At 54.9% G+C, this 19,282-nt stretch carries 12 protein-coding genes and 2 pseudogenes; 3 read left to right on the forward strand and 11 right to left on the reverse strand.

Annotated features, from left to right (window positions below):
- Nucleotides 1-45: 45 nt before the first annotated feature.
- Both tnpB and CCGE531_RS34350 read right to left on the reverse strand, forming a co-directional pair.
- The gene (gene tnpB / locus CCGE531_RS34345; RefSeq protein WP_162943976.1) at nt 46-399 is read right to left on the reverse strand and encodes an IS66 family insertion sequence element accessory protein TnpB; all 354 of its coding nucleotides are present in this window, start codon (nt 397-399) and stop codon (nt 46-48) included.
- Nucleotides 396-782: a transposase gene (locus CCGE531_RS34350; RefSeq protein ID WP_245459351.1), complete on the reverse strand. Its 387-nt coding sequence runs from the start codon at nt 780-782 to the stop codon at nt 396-398. Before CCGE531_RS34350 ends, tnpB begins: the two co-directional genes overlap by 4 nt.
- 175 nt (nt 783-957) lie before the next feature.
- Between CCGE531_RS34350 and CCGE531_RS21875 the strand changes: the two are divergent.
- Nucleotides 958-1,121: pseudogene (locus CCGE531_RS21875) on the forward strand (transposase); the annotation flags it as partial.
- Between the two features lie 210 nt (nt 1,122-1,331).
- Here CCGE531_RS21875 and CCGE531_RS21880 read toward each other — a convergent pair.
- The 3 genes and pseudogenes from CCGE531_RS21880 to CCGE531_RS34855 all read right to left on the reverse strand — a co-directional run.
- Nucleotides 1,332-2,042: an FkbM family methyltransferase gene (locus tag CCGE531_RS21880; protein WP_162943977.1), complete on the reverse strand. Its 711-nt coding sequence runs from the start codon at nt 2,040-2,042 to the stop codon at nt 1,332-1,334.
- 177 nt (nt 2,043-2,219) lie between these two features.
- A complete protein-coding gene (locus tag CCGE531_RS34355; RefSeq protein WP_245459352.1) occupies nt 2,220-3,026 on the reverse strand; it encodes a capsular biosynthesis protein in 807 nt (268 codons plus the stop codon).
- Nucleotides 3,027-3,114: 88 nt separating this feature from the next.
- Nucleotides 3,115-3,246, reverse strand: a pseudogene (locus tag CCGE531_RS34855) (IS630 family transposase); the annotation flags it as partial.
- A gap of 619 nt (nt 3,247-3,865) precedes the next feature.
- Here CCGE531_RS34855 and CCGE531_RS21890 point away from each other — a divergent pair.
- Nucleotides 3,866-5,737: a glycosyltransferase gene (locus tag CCGE531_RS21890; RefSeq protein WP_162943978.1), complete on the forward strand. Its 1,872-nt coding sequence runs from the start codon at nt 3,866-3,868 to the stop codon at nt 5,735-5,737.
- The gene (locus CCGE531_RS21895; protein ID WP_120667736.1) at nt 5,734-7,719 is read left to right on the forward strand and encodes a glycosyltransferase family 2 protein; all 1,986 of its coding nucleotides are present in this window, start codon (nt 5,734-5,736) and stop codon (nt 7,717-7,719) included. Before CCGE531_RS21890 ends, CCGE531_RS21895 begins: the two co-directional genes overlap by 4 nt.
- Nucleotides 7,720-7,781: 62 nt before the next feature.
- Here the strand turns inward: CCGE531_RS21895 and CCGE531_RS21900 are convergent, their stop codons facing one another.
- From CCGE531_RS21900 to bcsA, 6 genes are all read right to left on the reverse strand, one after another.
- Nucleotides 7,782-8,942, reverse strand: coding sequence for a hypothetical protein (locus CCGE531_RS21900; RefSeq protein WP_120667738.1), 1,161 nt, complete (start codon nt 8,940-8,942; stop codon nt 7,782-7,784).
- Between the two features lie 181 nt (nt 8,943-9,123).
- Nucleotides 9,124-10,620 carry a hypothetical protein gene (locus tag CCGE531_RS21905; RefSeq protein WP_120667739.1) on the reverse strand — a complete coding sequence of 499 codons (1,497 nt, stop codon included), beginning with the start codon at nt 10,618-10,620 and terminating at the stop codon, nt 9,124-9,126.
- 438 nt (nt 10,621-11,058) lie between these two features.
- Entirely contained in the window at nt 11,059-13,473 is a 2,415-nt protein-coding gene (locus CCGE531_RS21915) for a cellulose synthase (RefSeq protein ID WP_120669304.1), read from the reverse strand.
- On the reverse strand, nt 13,470-14,516 hold the full coding sequence (locus CCGE531_RS21920; protein ID WP_120667741.1) for a glycosyl hydrolase family 8: 1,047 nt from the start codon (nt 14,514-14,516) through the stop codon (nt 13,470-13,472). Before CCGE531_RS21920 ends, CCGE531_RS21915 begins: the two co-directional genes overlap by 4 nt.
- On the reverse strand, nt 14,513-17,041 hold the full coding sequence (locus CCGE531_RS21925) for a cellulose biosynthesis cyclic di-GMP-binding regulatory protein BcsB (RefSeq protein ID WP_120667742.1): 2,529 nt from the start codon (nt 17,039-17,041) through the stop codon (nt 14,513-14,515). Before CCGE531_RS21925 ends, CCGE531_RS21920 begins: the two co-directional genes overlap by 4 nt.
- A complete protein-coding gene (gene bcsA / locus CCGE531_RS21930; protein WP_120667743.1) occupies nt 17,041-19,230 on the reverse strand; it encodes a UDP-forming cellulose synthase catalytic subunit in 2,190 nt (729 codons plus the stop codon). The genes CCGE531_RS21925 and bcsA overlap by 1 nt, the downstream gene beginning before the upstream one ends.
- Nucleotides 19,231-19,282 lie beyond the last annotated feature (52 nt).

Below are 19,282 nucleotides of genomic sequence, written 5' to 3' on the forward strand. Positions count from 1 at the left end.
GTCGCTTCGCCGTCGGAATTTACTGCCCGAGTCATCGTGCCGCATCTATTCGATGGCGTCTGGCGGTCTCGCCTCCACGGAACGGACACGACGCCAGTCGAGGCCTGCAAACAACGCCTCGAACTGTGCGTGGCCCAATGTCATCAGGCCGTCCCTGACGCCCGGCCAGGTGAAGGTGTGCTCCTCCAACCGCTTGTAGGCCATCACCAGTCCGCTACCATCCCAGTAGATCAGCTTCAGCCGGTCTGCTTTCCGTGACCGGAATACGAAAACCGTCCCTGTGAACGGGTCCTTGTGCAGCTCGTTCTTGACCAGGGCCGCCAGTCCATCGTGGCCCTTGCGGAAGTCGACGGGCTTGGTGGCCACCATGATCCGAACCCGGTTCGATGGAAAGATCATGCCGGAGCCGCGCAGGCACGCGCGACAGCGGCGATCCGGGCAGCAGATGCGCCTTCTTCAAGGCGGACCGTAACGGGCCCCAAGACGATCTCAGGGCGACCAACCAATGTAGGTGGCAATTCCGAAACTGGCGGATCGACGATAACCGCCGCGAACTCTATCGCATCCTCCGGTGCTGGAAGGATCAGCTTGCCCTGCCGTGCCATCGTCCGCCAGGTGGAGAGGCTGTTTGCTCGCAATCCGTAGCGCTGTGCAACTTCAATAACTTTTGTGCCAGGCCTCAGACTCTCCGAAACGATCTTCGCCTTGACCTCATCAGGCCAATGTCGGTGAACCTCACGTACAGGGTCCCTGGTTGTGAGAAACTCCACTGTAGTCTCCATGGAGAAGCTCCCGTTCTTCATCGATGGAATGTCGATCACAGATCAGGAGGTTGCGAGCAATGTGGGGGCAGAACACCGGTTACGGATAACCGATCATAATGAGAACTGAACTAGCCCCCGAAAGGTCCGGACATGCTCCCCACTTAGTTAGGTGGGTAGGAGTAATGTTGGTAATATGACTAGTAGCAATTTTAAGATGGAAGTCCTCTCCGGGCCGGAACGTCGGCGGCGCTGGAGCACGGCAGAGAAGCTAGCGATCATCCACGAGACTATGAGGCGGACGCGACGGTGAGCATCGTCGCGCGTCGGCACGGCATTCAGCCGAACCAGTTGTTTGCGTCAGGCCAATGGCGGTGAAACCCACGCCCAGACTTCCTGGCTGTGAGAACCTCCAATGTAGTCTCCATAGAGAAACTTCCTTTGCTCGTCCATGAACGCCGATCACAGATCAGGACGGACAGCACAATGTGGGAGTGGCACAGCGCTTACGATAGGGCGCCCGACATTACAAAGGTCAGCGGTTGGCAACCAACGCATTTCCCACCAACTTCAATCAAATTTCCCGTGGATGTCCCACCAACCATGGTTGGGATCTTTGCCGCCTTCACGAATAAAACCTGTGTAGTAATTGAAGGCGGCGTATTCATCCATCCAATCCCCCGCCAGATCCTCGCCAAACGGTCCTGAACAGGCATTCCCGTATGGCTCGCCGGTCAGAGGGTTTATGTCGGATTGCAGAGCTTCCTGATTGGAGAATTTGAACTTCCGAACGCCAGCCTCGTAGAGTGCCACCATGCTGACGAGGCCACACTCTTCGGAGGAGATATATCTTGGCCGGTCTGGAAGTGTGGCGAGGGTTCTAATGACCTTCACATCGAAGCTTTCGATGTCGATCTTCAGAAAATATGGGATACCATGCTTGTCGACCAATTCACGAAGCGTGATGCATTCGATCGGAATCTCCTTAAAGGTGCCTCCAACTTTGCTTCCTCGTTGCCCGAGACTCGGGTGGAAGGAACTCCACTCAGGTTCGTATTCGTTCATGTAGAAGGTGAACTGCCCAACATGATCCGAAATACCGACGTTTTCGATTACCAGTTGGCCAGTTTCCAATTCCGCCGCAAAATTGGTCTCCACGAGGCCGACCATTATAGGGCTGGCTTCAAGCGCAACGACGTTGTAACCTTGCCGAAGATAGTTTCGAGTATCTTTGCCAATGTGCATGCCTATGTCGAAGACGAGTTTCTCGCTGTATGCCACTGATATGCTCCCAACACAATTTACGAGGGAGGTTCTATCGAGGCGAACTCTCGTCATCAAGTGAATATTTAGTCACCATTTAGGGCGTTCTGATACGGAGAATGCCGATATGGAAAAGCGAGACGATAGCTATCCTAGTTTGGCGGGAAGAAGATTGTAAGCGGGCGAAGACGATCGTCAAACCTCCAACATTCTTCGCCTAGCCACTCTTTCCAAGAGTAGGCCGCAAAGAAGAGAAATCATTCCAAAACCGACCAGATATTCTTTATCTACGAGCCTATCGCTGTAGGTTTCAAAATAGGCGGTTCGCATCCACTCGACAGATTGTACCAACGGATTGTACGACATCGGTATCGCTATAGGGTCTGGAAATGCCGACGTGACGAAGAGAGCGCCCGATGAAAGATAGAAGACCAAGCCCAATAGGGCGAAAGCGGTCGCAAAAATAGGAAGGAACATAGTAATAACGCCAGCGAGAGTGCCTACGCCGACCGCAAGTAAGATTGTCGCCAGATAGGCCAATACCGCCTGCGGCGGATCGATTGGATAGGGGGCTACGCGCAGAGCGATAAAGATTCCGGCCATCATTGCAAGTGTAATGCACCCAGCCAGCACCTCAAGAATTGCTCTTGCGAACAAAACATCTGTGATCTTTACCACTGGAAAAGATAGCATCGGCTGGTTCATGAGCAATGACAATGACATGAACCGCGAGACGTAGATGAACGTCAAAACCGGCAACACTCCGGTTGCGAAGAACAGCATTGGGTTATCGCCATAGGGTGCGGATCTGCCGGCGATCGTGTTCAAGATCATGATGACCAGCATATGAACAAGAGGCCACAGCGACTGCACCAAGAAACCGGCGCCGTGATTGAAGAATCTCGCCCTCATATCTCGAAGCATTACCGCATTCATAACATTTATCTTTTGTTGGAACGCAAGACGCATTGGGCTGCGCTTAGTCGGGGGGCGGGCGGGCATCTTATACTCCAAAGTTGATACGTTGATGCGCGGCAGAATATGCCGTGCTTTTGCTCATTATCAATCCTCTAATACCAGTCGGCGTTGGTCAGAACCGATGTGCCCAGTCCCACATTCCGATTGACATGATCTTCCAGGGTTGGTCGACGAGCTTGTTCCAAGCAGTTCAGCAACGATCGACGATGTCGTCGTAGGATGTGAAGACCCGGTTTGAAAACCAGTTACCCATCGAGGCCGGCCTCCTGGATCGATACGATCCGAAAGCTCTGGATTCATCGAGTTCTCGAGCGCGAAAGAATCGAGAGCTACATTGTTGATCCAGCCTCCATCGCGACATCACGCCGCCGCGGGCACTGTGCTGACTGCTGATCGCCCGATTGGCTGTCTATATCGCTATCATCGAGGCGATACGCACTTCGCCATGAGGCTCTTTGCAGCCCACCATGATCGCAGGATCCTTAAATAGGTTGATATTCTAAGCCCGAGTTGAGAAACCGTCTTAACAGCGTCGTCCCTGCCGCTCATCCGTTTGGTCGGTCCACCATCAATTAGCAATATCGCCGATGTGTCGGCGTGGCTTTTATACAGCTGCACATTTTTCTTGAAAGTGGTGGATTGCGATATCTGGCGACTTTGGGTTAAGTAGAGCCGCCGTTGAAAAATTGAACGCAAAGCGTGTTTTTTGCTCAGCGGATCGACGTGGATACTCGATGTCGGAAATTTTAGCAGGTCAGCTAGCAACGTCAGCCGGTTGAAGGCTGGATCAAATTGTTACCTGAATGGCGAAATACCGAAGTATTCTGGCCGAGGCAAGTTTGAGAAGAATTGAGCATAGTAATATGTCTATGACGATATTTGAAGATAAGAATATCAGAGCTATAGAGCAAATTGTCGGCGGTCTGATAAAATCATTCTCATCAGAGAGACTAGTAGTATTTTGCGATCATATCAATAGTTCTGCTTTCCCCAATTTTTCTATTCCAACGACCTTTGCAGTTGAGCCGGATCTTGGTGATGAAGTTGAGCTTTCTAGAGGAGATAATGGCTCCACCCTGGTGGTTCAGATCGCTGGTAATGCACCTGTCGGCAGAAAAGTCACACCAAAATGGATGTGGGATTTTTATGAGGGCGGTGCGACGATCCTGAGGCTAGGATCGGCGAAGGAAAACATTTCCAACCCATTCTTGCGGCAAGAGGCGCTGGCTGCGTTCGATCGTGATGTGTCGCTTCCCCCAATTACGTCCGGGCTGATGGTCCCTCCTATCTATAGCGTCGATGGAATTCTGGCAGGACTGTACAATAAGCGGATAACAGACGCCTCGAAGAAGTCGGTGAACACTAAGAGCGGGCGGCGCCCAATCGCGATTTTAGCTGTTTACAACGAACGAGACGTTATTGAGGAAGCCCTTAGGGATCTGTTAGATCAAGAATGCGATGTCATTGTCCTCGACAACTGGTCGAGCGACGGATCTTACGAAATTGTTGAGGGACTCCAGGCTAAGTTTCCTCATCGGTTACTAAAGGTTCAACGCTTTCCAGCCAAACCGACGTCAAAGACGTCACTTACAGATTTGATCGCAGCAAAAGAAGAGCTCGCAGCGGGGTTCCAGGGCCGGTGGATAATCAACGCAGATGCGGACGAGTTTCGTCGCAGTCCATTTGAAGGACTGAATCTTGCACAGGCGTTAGACTGCGCCGAGCGCTACGGTGCGAATAGAATCAATTTTACTGTCCTCAATTTTCGTCCTGTCGAAGACGGTACGCCACCCGTTGGCGAATATAGGACCCATTTCCGTTATTTCGAGCTGCCAGATCATCCAAGTTACTTCGTACAAGGTAGAGCATGGCTGCAACCAAAGAAAAGGATAAGCCTTGCAAAGAGTGCTGGGCATATCGCCGAGTTTGAAGGCGCAGTAGACTTCCCGTTAAATTTTTGGATGAAGCACATACCGATCCGGTCACAGATTCACGCTGCAAAGAAGATTTCTGGCGAGCGAGCTAAGCGGTGGTCGGACGAAGAGCTTACGAAGGGTTGGCACACCCACTACGCGGAGGAGCGCAACCAAAGCTATATTTGGCGGTCAGAAACGCTTCACAATTTCGACTCGTCAACCTTCAAGCTCGATTTCGGCGTCACGCTGTCGACAGCGCTCGCGTTATATTATTCTCCAATTCGGAATGGTTATCGCAGTGAGATGCGGCGATGGATGGACTATACAGAAATCGAAAGTTTATCGAGGGAAGTTGCCGATCTTAGCCATAGACAATCGATTTTGCGTGATTGGATCAAATCATTGGATTTGGGCAGCGAGCGCGAAGTTCTTGATGGCTATCGATCATCCTCAGAAGACTATTCACTGAAAGCGCAACTGAATAATGTGCTTCGAGAGATGATCGAGCGGTTGCCGGACAAAAAGCGCTGGCCGTGGATTGGTCGTAAGGCCTATCATACGCAGTTGCTATCGCGGACGTTTTTCCGCAACGGATGGTATGTGGCGCGGTACCCTGATGTTGCGATATCCGGGATGAGCCCTGCCGCTCACTATCTTGCGTACGGAGCTCAGGAAGGTCGAGACCCAACATGCTATTTCAATACCTTAAAATATCTATCGGATTATCCGGACGTGGCCGCTTCAGGAATGAACCCGCTTTTGCATTTCGTGCTTTACGGGGCACGTGAAGGGCGGTCTGGAGTTCATAAACTAATATGACACAACACATCGTGACTAGTTCAATTCGAGCGAGCGTTGCCGCAGTTCCCAAAGTCTCCATTGTTGTTCCGATATTCAAGACAGAAAAATATTTGGATAGATGTCTGACGTCGATCTTACATCAGTCGTTCTCCGACTTTGAAGTTCTCTGCATTGATGACAAAAGCCCGGATGAAAGCTGGAAAATCGTTGAGGATTTCGCGAGGCGCGACGCTCGTGTGAGGCTTATCCGGCACGAGCAAAATCTTGGTCTTGGAGGCGCACGAAACACTGGCATACGGGCGGCCAAAGCTCCATATGTTATGGGTGTAGATAGCGATGACTATATCCACCCGAAGATGGTCGAGGATCTATACGCGTGCGCGGTCAAAACCGGCGCCGACGTCGTAGAATGCGGATATGCTGAGGTCGATGAGCAGGGCGCTGAACTGAGCATTTATGCTCCTAGGCGAGATCCAATGGAGATCCGCGACACCAGCAATATTTTCTCCATCACGCGCTTCGCCTTTTGGAACAAACTATACCGTCGCGGGCTATTCTGGGATGAAAACGTCTGGTTTCCGAACAAGCTCTATTATGAGGACTTGGCGACCGTACCGAGAATATTAGCCAGGTCATCTTTGATCGCGTATGTTGGTGATGTTCGCTATCATTATGTCCAAAGGTCTGGATCGATCACCAATTTGATCAACGAGAAAAGCATCCTTGACTATATTAAGATCCTCGACATCCTCCTGCAGGATTTAAATGAAACCGGCAAGATTGAACTGCAGAGGCAACACTTCCGTGAAACAATCAAAATAAATTTCGATTTCATAAAGCGCAAGATCGTACAGTCCGATGACTTGTACAAAATGAATCTGTTGCGATATGCCAGCTTTATGGAGAAGGCATATCTGGATTTTGGCGAGTCCGATAATTCAATTCTGGTTGGCATTGAACAGCGTATTGCAGCATTACCGGAATGCGATCAAGCCCCAGGGGAAGCAATAGCAAGGGTACAGACATCGTCTCCTGAGCGTCATGCTGACATCGCAATCATTTCTATGTATGGGCCGGAAGAGACCATTACCAGGCTCAAGATTGGAGCCTTCAAGCGCCATCTTGCCGGTCGGATGAGCTTTGCAGCCTTTGAGGGACCGGACACCAAAGCGGACTGCATCCTCTTGAATCATCTGGACTCGCTTGAGGGTCGCGAAGGAGAAGTTCTCGCCTTCAAAAAGAAAAATCTAGCGGTTCCTATCATTGCCCTCATATCGGATTTTTATCCGCGCGTTCCTATCCAGATGCGGAAGTTTTATAAGATTGTTAATGTGTTCGTGGTTCCGACGGTCGAGATGCGCGACGTAATGGCGTGCTTCACTCAGACCGATGTCGTCGTCATGGCGGACCCAATCGATTTCTGCTTTGACCGCTCGTTCGTTAAGAAGCACGTAGCAAAGAAGCCGTTGGACGTGATGTGGTTCGGCTTCAGGGAATCTTTCGAAAAATCAATGCGTGAGTACTCACCATTGCTCGAACACTACCATTCTATCAGGCGTATCCGTTACCACATAATCACAAACACTGCCGATTTTTCAGGACCAAGCGACGCCATTCTCCATGAGTATCGGGCCGAGTCGTTCTCCAAAATGTTGCCTATGTTCGACGTGTGTGTGCTAAGCCATACACCAAACGATTTTCAGATCTCGACCTATATCAAATCGGAAAATAAGGCAGTTTTAGCAATCAACCGCGGCGTTCCAGTAGTCGCCAGCAAAACGCCTTCTTACTCGCGATTGCTCGGATCTCTTAATCTCTCCAACTATCTATATACTACGCGAGATGAGCTTGAGGCGGCACTTTTCGAACTCGAGTGTCCAGTTCGCCGTAATGAATACTTATCGCAAAGTCAGAAAGCGGTGCTACAGGAATTCTCCCCACAATCGGTTGCAGAGGAATGGTCCAAATTGGTTGCTCGATATCGTCCCCCAAATCGTTAGCCTATGGTCTTCCACAAATTGACTAAGGAACAGGTGCGGCCTGCCAACTGTGGGCCGCTTTCCTATTGCGAAGGTTGCTGTTGAGTCCATCGCTTGAAATTATCCAGATATATGTCGCGTTCGGATGGGTTGCCCATCCGCCACCACATATAGTCGACATCGAACGTAAGTTCGAACGGGATAAGATACCCAAAGACGAACCAGTTCAGCCATCGCTCCATTTCCTCTTCCAAGAGAGCGGGCGACCTAGTTGCAATGTCCCAGCTGGCGCACTTAAACGGAGACTCCCCCAATACATATGTTGGCTTTCCGAGAAGCATCGCTTCGAAAGCCATACTGGAATTTATCGTCACCAGAGAATTGATCCGATTAAGGAACTGGCCGGGCCGAGCGCTGTCATCCCAATCAACGGAAAGGCCCGAGAAGGTCTGATTTCTTCCAGGATGGGAACGGACTAACGTGCTCCCAGATAGATATCGAAGGCTTGTGGAAATCGTTTCAAAGCTATCGAACCCGTTGCCAAAAGCCAAGGTGTTCGAATCGTCAGGGATCTGTAGGGCGATGCCCACTTCATGGGTAACCACGGCAACCGCTTCTTCGCGATCGAGCGAAACAAGCTTCAACAGCTCATCACGTGGCAAGACCGGAACATCTGCTTTTTCGCCTTGAAAGCGTTCCCATCGCTTCTTAGCATCTGTTTGTCCGTTGACGCCCTCGAAATCAAAATACGCCGTGAAGCGGAAAAAGGGCGGTCGCAGCGGTCCGAGCTCGTGATGGACGAGCGGGATAGCTTTCTCGCGCGCGATAGCTTTCATTGAGGCGCAATTTGTCCACAGAAATACCGCGTCCACTTGACCAGCAGAATCAATAGCGTCGCGTATTTCGGCCTCCAGAGTAGGGATGCGTTCCGTTATAGTATGCGCCCATATGAGTCCGGGGCCGATCAACTTGCGACGAACCTCATCAAGTGAACTATGGGTCAGCGGAAATTTTGGATTACTCTCAAGGTCCGATGTCGATGGGATTTGATATGAGTAGACTTTCATTACCTGGGGAGAGGCGGCCCAAATTGGAAGCTCACGGCGAGCGTCCACGTCTCGCCAATAATTAGCGGGCATCAGAAGGCCTAGATCAGCGATCTTATGTATTGCGCGAAAGACTACCCATTCATAGGCATAGGAATCATTTCGCACATCGAAAGGCAAAATAAACAGCAATAACATACAGTGTTGGCTCCCCGTGACCGCGGCAATTTGTAGCCTCAGCCTACATGCGCCTGCGATGGATTTTGGCGCTTACTCAAAATGAGGTTGAATAGATGCCAGAAAGGAGCTTGGCGCAAGGCGTGACATGTTTCAATTCAAGCCGCGCATCCGCACGCAAGGAGGGTCGACTGGCTAACAGCTAAATCTTGGGTAGCGTCCTGCCTTCTCGCATACCATGCGCAAGGTAATGCTCGAGGGGGTTGGCCTTTGACGCCCGCACATCGGCGTTCTCTTCCAGATACACTTTTTCGTTGAAGCCAAACCTGCGGAGCTGGTTGGCATCAAAGTGGATGGCAAAAAATTTGACCATTCTATGTAATAGATTGCTCTTACACGCACTATATCGATTTTCAACGAAGTTTAGAATCGTCTCCAAGCGCGATAATTTGATTTCAAGAGCAAAAATTTCACTTGAAAGGCGTTCGTTTAGGTGGGCTTGTTCTGCAATGATATTATCTTTTTCAAAACATTCTGCTCGAAGAGCTTGCGTTAGATCATGGCTTCTTTGGATGATTCCATCCCTTTCTCGCAGTTGCCCATCTAGCTCATTGTACTGAGCTCGGGTAATCTCTAGAGCTCGCTCAATAGCTTCTCTGTCGGCTTTAGCAATCGCCGCCTCCCGCCGAGAGACCTCTGTCTCGGCTCCTGCGATCTCGATGCCTTGCTCAACGAGCTCTCCGTCGCTTCGAACGTTGGTAAGGAGATTGTTCGCTACAGTAGCTTCCGAATCTGCGCGAACTAAAAGAGCTTTCGTTTTACTAAGGCTCTGGGCGCTTTTGGCCATCCAAGTCGCAATATATTTTGAGCCTCTTTCCTTTCCTGGGAAAATGGCATCCAGAAATTTCGCCCGCATGTATGCGTAGTATTCACCCTGCGGGTGGTATTCCCATGGGCCTCCCCACGGCGCATCTGTTGATGTGAACTCAAGTGACAGAGCGGATTTCATAATCTTTACGCCATCGTATTTCGAGATGAAGTCCTCGATATCATCGAGAATTAGATTGCGTTCCGAAATTGTCCTTGCGTTGTGGAGAGGGACAAATTCCCCGTCTTTCAATTCGCTGGTACAAAAGCGGCGTGACAAGAAGAACACGCCTATGCCTCTTTGGATTCGATCCTTCAAGATTCTGTCATAAAGACAATTGAAGGAATATTTCCACATATCCCAATAATATGGACTATCTGCAGAGATGAGGTCGGCCTTATTCAGTTCCGATTCTTCTTTGAAAGCGATGTCTTTGAACGCTGGCCCGAATACTTCGTTGCGGATGTCTGGAATGATAGTTTCGCCGATTTTAAATACGCCAGTGACAAAATCGCCGGCAGCCTCAAATGCGATTATGCTGTCTGGAGACTCCTCAATTCGCTTGTACACAACTTTTGAGGTTTCCCGATCTACGAATCGGGAAACCTCGGCGTCTTCAAAATTGGCATGATGTAGGACAATCGAAGGCGACATGATGGATGGGATCACGGCTCGCCAAAAGTGAGTAAATTCAATTGCATCCGTTAGATGGCTGAAAATCTCTACAAAATTGCAGCCGCCCATCGTAATAACTAACTTCTTGGCCGGGAAATAATCCTCAAATGGCGTGTCAGCGTCCCCAGAGCTCTCCACAACCGTCAATTTGTTCATTCTATTATTTGCCCAAGATGACGAAATTCGTCTTTTTATGTCGTTTGCTTATACTGTGAGGTGCTTGAAAAAGAGTCAATAAATTGCGGGCGTAGTTCTGAAAGTCCAATCAAATTTGGAAATGTCGGAAATGGTGCGAGCTAGACCTTGTTGAGCCGTGCGCTGGAAGATCCAGACATTCGATCCTGAAATCCGGTTACAAGGCTGAAGAGGCCGGACTGCAAACCGCCGAGCGCCTCGTGAAACTCATTGCCGTCTTCAGCATCCTGGCCTGGTGGATCTTCTGGATGACCATGCTCAACGGAAGTCCCGAATCTGGTTAGGTGCGACACGCTTCAGAATGACGGCGCCGAAAGTTGAAGCGATGCCCAGTGTCATTCTCCTCGACAGTCAGTTTAGAGCCACTTCTGGGAAAATAGCACGGGAGGTCAGCTGATCTCAATAATCGCCCGGCTGCGGGTGCTTGGCAAGCATGAGGTCTCGCAGCCCCCGGCTACCGTCGCGGTTGCCGGTGGCGGCGACTGCGGTGAAGATGCGCTCGGCATCGTCGTACATTTTGAGATTGAGATAGCAATATCCGCGCAGCACCATGAGATCGACGCGCTCCTGTTGCAGCTGCGCGCGCTGGTCGAGATAGAGCAGCGTCTCGTGGTAGCGTTTGCCGGAGAAGGCGGATAATGCGCGGTCGGAGAGTATGGCTACCTGCAATTCGGCGGCGCGTTGATGGCTCATCGGGGCCTTGGTTGCGGCCACGGCTGCATTGTTGGCAAGGCCGGCGCGAAGATAGGCGAGGCTCTGGCCATAGGCGGCCTCTTCCCGGGACTTTGGATCTGCATTGTTCAATGCGACGGCGAAGGCTTCCACAGCCTCCAACGGTCGATTGAGGTTCATCAGGCACCAGCCGCGCGACAAGGCATTGGCAGGTGTGAGCAGCTCTGCATTGACGGTAATCGTGCATCCGGAAGGTTGCCGCGCTGTGCGGGCAACCGTTTTCGTGCGGGTTTGCGGTTCAGTATATTCGACTGACGGGGAACGGCGACCAGGTGCGGCCGGCTGTACGGCGATTGGCGCGTTGGCATTGGCTTGCGTCATGGGGACCTGAGCTGCCGCTTGAGGAGCGACCGGCGCTACATATTGCGGGCTGCCCTGTTGTGTTGCCTGAGGCGTCGGTTGAGACGCGGGCGGCTCTGTTGTCTGCGCTGCCTGGTTGGGGGAGGGTAATGGCGTCGAGACAGGCGTGCGCGGGGCCGGCTCACCGAGGACGGCGATGCGCTGCGAGCGGCCGGCCCAGAGCCGTTGGACCTCGGCGACGCCCTGCCGGTCATTCAACTGATTGCGCGTGATTGCGAGACCATAGGCAGAAGGTTCATCATCCGGCTTCCAGCGTAGGGCCGTCTCGAACCAGCGGGCCGCGGCCTGCGGTTGGTTCAGCGTGCGGGCGTACCAGCCGAATTGCTGCGCCGTCGGCACATATTTCTCCTTCACGATCTCGGCGGCGACACGTCGCAGCACGTCTTCGCTGAGATTGGCGGGTGGCTGCAGGGCCATCAGATTGGCAGTCGCGGCAAGGTAGGTCGCTATCGCATCCTTGGATTCGTTGCGCCACTTGTACATGACGTCTTCGGCTTCTTGCGGCTTATGGTCGGCGATCAGAACCAGGGCGAGGCCTTGCGAGATCGTTGCGGAATCCTCTTTCTCATGCGCGGCTTTGAACCATTGTTCCGCATCGCTGTAGTTGCCACGGCGCAGATAGTACCAGCCGAGCAGCGAATCATCCGATGCTAGGCCTTGGCTTCGGGCGATACGTTCGACTTGAGACAGATAGTCCTGTGCGACGGTCAGCTTGGGGTCTTCATTGCCCTGGGCTACGAAACGGCGGGCAAGATCGGTCCTTATACTGTCGAACTCCCGCCCGCCATTGCCGTCGGGCTTCTCGAGCGACAGCAGATCCTGCATCGGCTGATACGGCAGCAGGCCCGCGGCTTTCTGAATGGTGGCAATCCGTTCCTGCGGATTGGTGCAGGTCTTCAGGACATATTTGTAAGCGTCCTCGCCGCGCGCGGCGCGATCCGAGCGGATGAAGGCTTCGGCAACGCGCCAGAGGATGTCGATGTCGCTGCAGGTCAGCAGGCTCGGCGTATTGGCGCCGACATCGATCACAGTCGCGTATTGCTTGAGGTCGGAGGCGTTGACAAGGCGTGTGCGCGCTTCTGCTACGTCGAGGCGCTCAAGGAGATCGGAGGGCGGCTGCCAGCCGGTTTCGGCCGTCTGGCGATCGGCAACGGCCTTGCGCACCTCTGCATAGCGGCCCTCCGAATAGAGCTGCCACATGGCCTCGAGCCGCTTGTCGCTGTTTTGCGGAACGGCCAGCGGATCGGCCGGCGGTGTCCAATTGGGATAGAGCGCCTGCAGGCGGGAGATTTCGGCCTGCAGCCTTGCCTTGTCGCCACGGCTGGCAAAATAGCGCAATGCGCTTTCATCCACTTTGGGCGGATTATTGGCAGGCTCAGCTTGGCCCTGTTGCTGCGATGAAGGCTGTGGTGCTGATTGCGATGGTGGTGTTGTTTGCGCGACCGTGTCCGGCACCGTCTGAGCCGTTTGCACGGTGTTTGAAGGCTCGGGGAGAACCGGGGCGGGCGCGTTTGCCTGTATGTGATCGGCGAGTGCCCGCAGATCGACGGGCTGTCCGGGGATGCCGCCCTGCGTCATATCACCGGCGAGCGTGATCTGCGGTTCCAGGCGACTGGACTTTGCCAGCTTGATCTTGTCCTCGGGCGAGTCATGATCCTTTGTCGCGAGCGTGAACCCCGCCACGGCGACGGCCATGAAAGCCATGATCAAGGTGGACTTTATAAACACTCCGGGTGTTTCTCCGCGACGAAAGCCAGGCTCAGCAGTTGCAAGGTGGCCGGATAGTAAAGCGATGGCGCGAACTGCCTGACCGAAGCCGGCAGTTTCGTTCCGTTCACCACACACGCCACAACATCGTTAACAATTCCATAACCGGGATCGGAAAGCCGGTCCTTCGGCTTGCCGGTTGTAAGGTCGATCGCCGCCGGCGCTCCCTCGACGGTCATGCCTTGCCGCAGACGCGTGAGCAGGGCTTTGTCGTCTATGCCGGCTCGCGCCAGGTAAAGTGGGATCCTGACGGCGTTATAGCCGAATTCCGCCTCGAAGCCCTCGGCGGGCTCCGGCTTGGCCTTCAGGCTGACCCAATCGGCCGGAAGCTTGCGTGGGCCAAACTGCATCGCACGCAGCAGGGTCAGACCATCGTCATTCAGCTTCCGCCAGCGATCGGAAGGCGCCAAGAGGGCCATGACGGGAAACGCCTCGAAAATCCAATAGGATGGATTGATGACGGGGCCATCTTTGCGCCCCGGCGGCAGATACCCATCCACACCGGGAATGAGTAGCGTCCGCCCTCCGTAATTGATGACCATGCGGGCGAGGATGGCGTTGGCCATGTTCGCGGCGACCTGCAGATAATCCTTCCTGTCCCAGGCTGATCCTGCAAGCGCCAAGGCATAGGCGATCAACAGATCGCCGTCGGAGGCGTTGTTCGTGTCCGTGACGTGCGGTGTGGCGGCCGGATCCCATTTCCAGACGGCGAGGCCATCGTCGCGGAGCAGGAGTTCCGTGCGGGTGAAATACCAGATCTGTTCGAAATCGGCCTGCTTGTTGGCGAGATAGGCAAGCAGGAGACCGTAGCCTTGCCCTTCGCTGTGGCTGATGCCGTTATTGCCATTGTCGATGATGCGGCCGCTCTGATCGAGAAACTTCGCTTTATAGGCAGTCCAGGCTTGCGGATCGATTGCGGCGTGCTGAGCGGCGACGGGTTGGGCTACCATTAGGGCAGTTACGGTGCAGATCGCAAGAAGGGAGCGCCAGCCTCTCATTCGCGCCTGCCGATCTTGGAAAGGACGCTCGCTGTGCTGACGCCGAGCAGGAAGGAGGCAGCTACGAACAGGAGTGCGTAGGACAGTATGTTACTGGAAAGCCAGTTTGCGGCGATCAACCGATAGTTCGTCAACGACCAGGGCTGCGACGTGACCAAGGTGAAGCGGCTGACGGGAACCGTATTGATCTTTCCGGTCTTGCCGGAATAGACGGTGATGCGACCGCTGATCTCAGGCCATGCGTTCTGCGCGGTCATTGCCTCCACGCCTGAGCGCAGGTCTTGGGCATTCGGTGCGGTCACGACGGTCCAGCCTGCGTCATTGGTCGGATTTGCCTCCTGGGCGATCAGGAGGCTATTGGCGTTCGACGGCGTGAACACCTGCTCCGAGCCGGGTATGAAGCGCAGCGAGCTCAAAGTGATATCGAAATTGCGATGCATCCATTGCTGGAAGTGTTCCATTTGCCCCTGCAGCAGTCCGCCGCTGATGCGGGAGCGCCAATCGGCTATCGTCACTGAGGCTTCCGGCGTACCGGTCTGACCGGGTGCCGGCGGGCGCCAGGCTACCTGGCTCGATGAGGAGATGTTCATTTGCGTGAGGACCGTCGACGGCAGTTGCGAGACGGAGCCGATGAACAGCGCGTTGCGGGTCCCGACAGTGTTTGAGGAGACCGTCGGGTCCATGGGGATAGGATGTCCGGCAACGAGCGCCATTCGACCAAGGAGTGTCGCGGCCGCAGATAGCGTGTCGGCATCCGCTCGGTCGATGAAGAGCGCGGTCGGCTCGCTCCCGCGATTGTAGGGGTAGCCGGTACCGGCGAATGCGGCAAGGTTGGGCCGCTGTGCGACCCTGGCAAAATCCGGGACGCGGAACTGGCTGGTATCGAACAAGGCAAAACGCGGCGTCGTGCTCGATGTTGCTGCGGGCGCGCACGCTGAATCCTCGTCGGCGAGCAATATGGCTTCCAGCGTGATTGTATTCAGGCCCGGCTTGAAATGGCGCATGGTGATGCGAATGGGCAGTTGCCGGAAGATGCCGCCGCCGGTCGCCGTGATCGGCTTCGTCGTGGCGATGCTGCCGTTGACGTAAACATCGATATGGCTGCCCGGCCGCACATCCTTGGCATAGGCTGCGTCAAGCAGGATGGTGGCTTCCCCATAGGCGTTCGCATAGAAATCGGACGGAATTGCCACATTGAAGCTGGTGTGGAAGCGCCGCCCGGAGAATTCCGTCGTCTTGACGCCCAGCTGTTCGAAGGAAAGGCTGGTGTCGGAGTAGATCAGCGGCGCATCCGGGGCCGTCCATCGCTGCGTCACCAGTAGATCGCGGGGGGTGTTGGGGTCGCGGTCGGTCGGAGAAACTACCATATCGATCGCAGAGGAAATCGCCTGCCAGGACGGGCCGCTAATGAGCAGGAGCTGCTGGCCGCTACGCGGATCGGTCGCAAATGTCGCCAGAGCTCCATTTTGCGCCGAGGTCGCAACGGCAAAGACGGGTTGCAATTCCGCCGGTGTGCCGACGATGACAGTCATCTTGCCGGGACCGGGCGAGGGCAGTACGTCCGTATCGAACGAGAAGGTCTCGTTCGGCATTCCGCTGAGTAGAGCAAGGCCCTGCGCGAGACGAAGGATCGGCTTAGTCGTCCCGGGTTGGGCAAGCGCCGGCACGACAAGATTGAACTGCGTCTTGCCGGCTCCGTCGACACCGATCGCGCGGATCGCATCGGTGGTCGACAGTTTCTCAGCCTCGTTGCCGGCGAAGCTCAAGTAGGTTCTTGCCGGATCGATGTCCGACCAGAGCTCGTAGGTTGAGGGGATATCGCAATCGACGCGGTGGCGTTGCTCCGCCTCGAAGGTCAGCAGGTTGGCACCCGGCTGTAGGAGCCCGCGCGGGATGTCGAAAGTGACATCCGATTCATTATCGGAGGAGCCGATCTGCTGTTGGTGCACCACGCGGTCGTTCAGAAGGACGGTAAGCTGCGATGCCTCCGGAGCAACGACGACCGCATTCTGATAGGCAAAGCTCAATTTCGCCGGTGCTGCGGCTTGCTCGGGCGTCAGATAGATCGACCAGGACCTGCGATCGGCCTCCCCCTCCAATCGCAATTTGGCGAAGGGAACGACATAGCGACGGAACGCCGGCGTGGGTGCGGCAGCAATTGTCGGTTTCGCCTTCGGCGCTTCCTGGGGGCTTGCTTGAACCGGGGCGACGGGCGTTTTGGTCTGCGGCGCAGCGGTTTGCGGCGTGGCGGCTGGCGGCGTTATGACCAAAGGTGGAGTAACCTGAGGAGTAATGGCCTTAGGTGTCACAGCCTGCGGAATTGCGGCTGAAGGCGCTGTCGTCTTGGGCGGTTCGGCCTGTGGTGCTGTCGTCCGGGGGGGTATGGTGATCCGCGGCACTGCCGGCGATGCGCCTTTCGGCCGCTCGCCCGACATGTCGAAAGGCGCCGTCTGCGCCTGCGCGGTCGCAGCGCCCAGGAGAATAATAAGAGTAGGAAGGATAAGAGCAGGCAGGATACGGATCATCAGCTTCTCGCCTTTGCATCCTGCCGCTGCTGCGTGCGATCCGAGCCCCCACCCCTGAAAAGATAGATCAAACCGCGACTGGTCTGATAGAATGACAGGCTCAGGAACCAGATCGTTCCCCGGATGATGCCGGGGTTGCGCCGGCGCGCCTGCTGGAACTTCGTCCATTGGTCGGAATTGGCAAAGACGAGGTCGGCAATCAGGCGATGGTCGGCGGCGCCCTTCGGAACATACTGGCATCCAACGGCCGTGATGTCGCCCATTTGTTCGATATTGCGGATCATGACCGACAAGGTCACCATGTCGGCGCCGCTATAGGGCTGGAAGCGAATGGTGGCTTCCGAGCCGACCTTGATCGGGTCCATACCCCTGTTGAAGACGTTCAGCCTGGCGCCATGGACGGAAACATCCTCGATGGATGCGGAATTCCACTTGCCGTCAGTCCCGAATTCGCTGCGGCGATCCACCCTGACGCGCCGCGAGGACGCGCGCTCCCCGCGTTCCGAGACGACGCCGAGCGCACAGCCGGACAGGATGAGGTTGATGATGTTCCAGCCGCCGACGACGAGCGTGACATCGGCCTTATAGGGTTCCGCATAGACGCGGTATATGGTGACCGCCAGCGCGATGACCTGAACGGCAAAGATGACGAAGAACGGACGGCTGATCTCCGAAAGCCGGCTGACGGCGATCGATTCGTCCTTGGCCGTGACCTTGAAAGTCGGCTTGCGAGGATTGAGCATGACCGAAACGACGGCGGGCAACAGATGCACGGTCTGGACGTATTCATAGAGCTCCGAAATCCATGGCCAGCGGAACGAGCCATAGAGATAGTTCTGCATCATCAGGTTCACGAGCATGTAGGCAAGCGTATAGGCGAGGAATTCGCTGCCTGATGCCGTAAAGATCTCGAGGTCGAAAAACAGATAGAAGAGCGGCGCGAACAGGAAAATGACGCGCGGGAACGGAAAGAGCCAAAAGAGCGTCGAAGACATGTAGCAGAGGCGCTGCGGCAGCGTCAGGCCGCGCTTCAGGAGGGGGAAGCGGAAGCGCAGGATCTGCATCATCCCCTGCGCCCAGCGGCTACGCTGACCGATGAAGCTCGCAAAGGTCGCCGGCTGCAGGCCGGCAATTAGCGGCTTGTCGACATAGATGCTGTTCCAGCCGGCTCCGTGCAGCGCGAGCGCGGTTTCGCAATCCTCGGTGATGCTGATGCCGCTGAAGCCGTTTTGCGATTCCAGCGCCCGGCGGCTGAGCACGGCGGCGGATCCGCAGAAAAAGGCCGCGTTCCATTTGTCCAGGCCGCGCTGAATGATGCCGTAGAACATCTCGTTCTCGCTCGGCATGTTGTCGAAGGTGCGCAGGTTGCGCTCCAACGGGTCCGGATTGATGAAGAAATGCGGCGTCTGTACGAGGAAGAGCTTTGGATCATCCTCGAAATATCCGACCGTTTCGAGCAGAAAATCGCGCGCAGGCGCATGGTCGGCGTCGAAGACGGCAATCAACTCGCCGTTCGAATGTTCCAGTCCGTTGTTGAGATTGCCGGCCTTCGCATGTTCGTTGCGCTCGCGCGTCAGATACTCGACTTCCAGATCTGCGCAAAGTTGCTTGAGTTCATTATGGCGCGCGATCGCAGCCTGCGATTCCAGAATCTTCGTGGAGTTGCGCTTCTGCGCGGTGCCACCGTCGTCCAGCAGCCAGACCCTGAGCTTATCGGCCGGATAGTCCATCGCCTTGGCGGAGGCGAGCGTGTTGGCAAGCAGATTGGTATCTTCATTATAGGACGGCACGAAGACATCCACCGACGGGAAATGCTGCGTCTTCGCCGCGCGCGCGGTGCGCGGGGGCAGGGGGGTCGCGACGATGAAGAGGCTGAGCATCAGCATCGCGACGTTGTACATTTCGGCGAGATAGAGCAGCAGGCCCGGGATGAAGTTTTCCAGCTGGTTGACCGGCGGCAGCGTGTAGGACGTGCGCCAATAGACATAGCGCAGCACGATGGCGGTGCCGAAGGCAAGGGCGACCAGTCGCCACGTTCCCTGACGCTTGAGGACCTTGATGACCGCCATGATGGTAACGACGACCGTGCCGGCAATCAGCTGGGTTTGAAGGTTGACCGGCAATGTGATCAGCACGATGCCGCATAGTGCTATCACGGCCCATATCAAGATGCTGCGTGCTGTCTGCATCGGTGTCCCTTCAAAGGTATTGCCAGACGCCATCCTGGCGTCCCCAAGCCGC

It is taken from the genome of Rhizobium sp. CCGE531, assembly GCF_003627795.1.
In the GTDB taxonomy this organism is placed as follows: domain Bacteria; phylum Pseudomonadota; class Alphaproteobacteria; order Rhizobiales; family Rhizobiaceae; genus Rhizobium.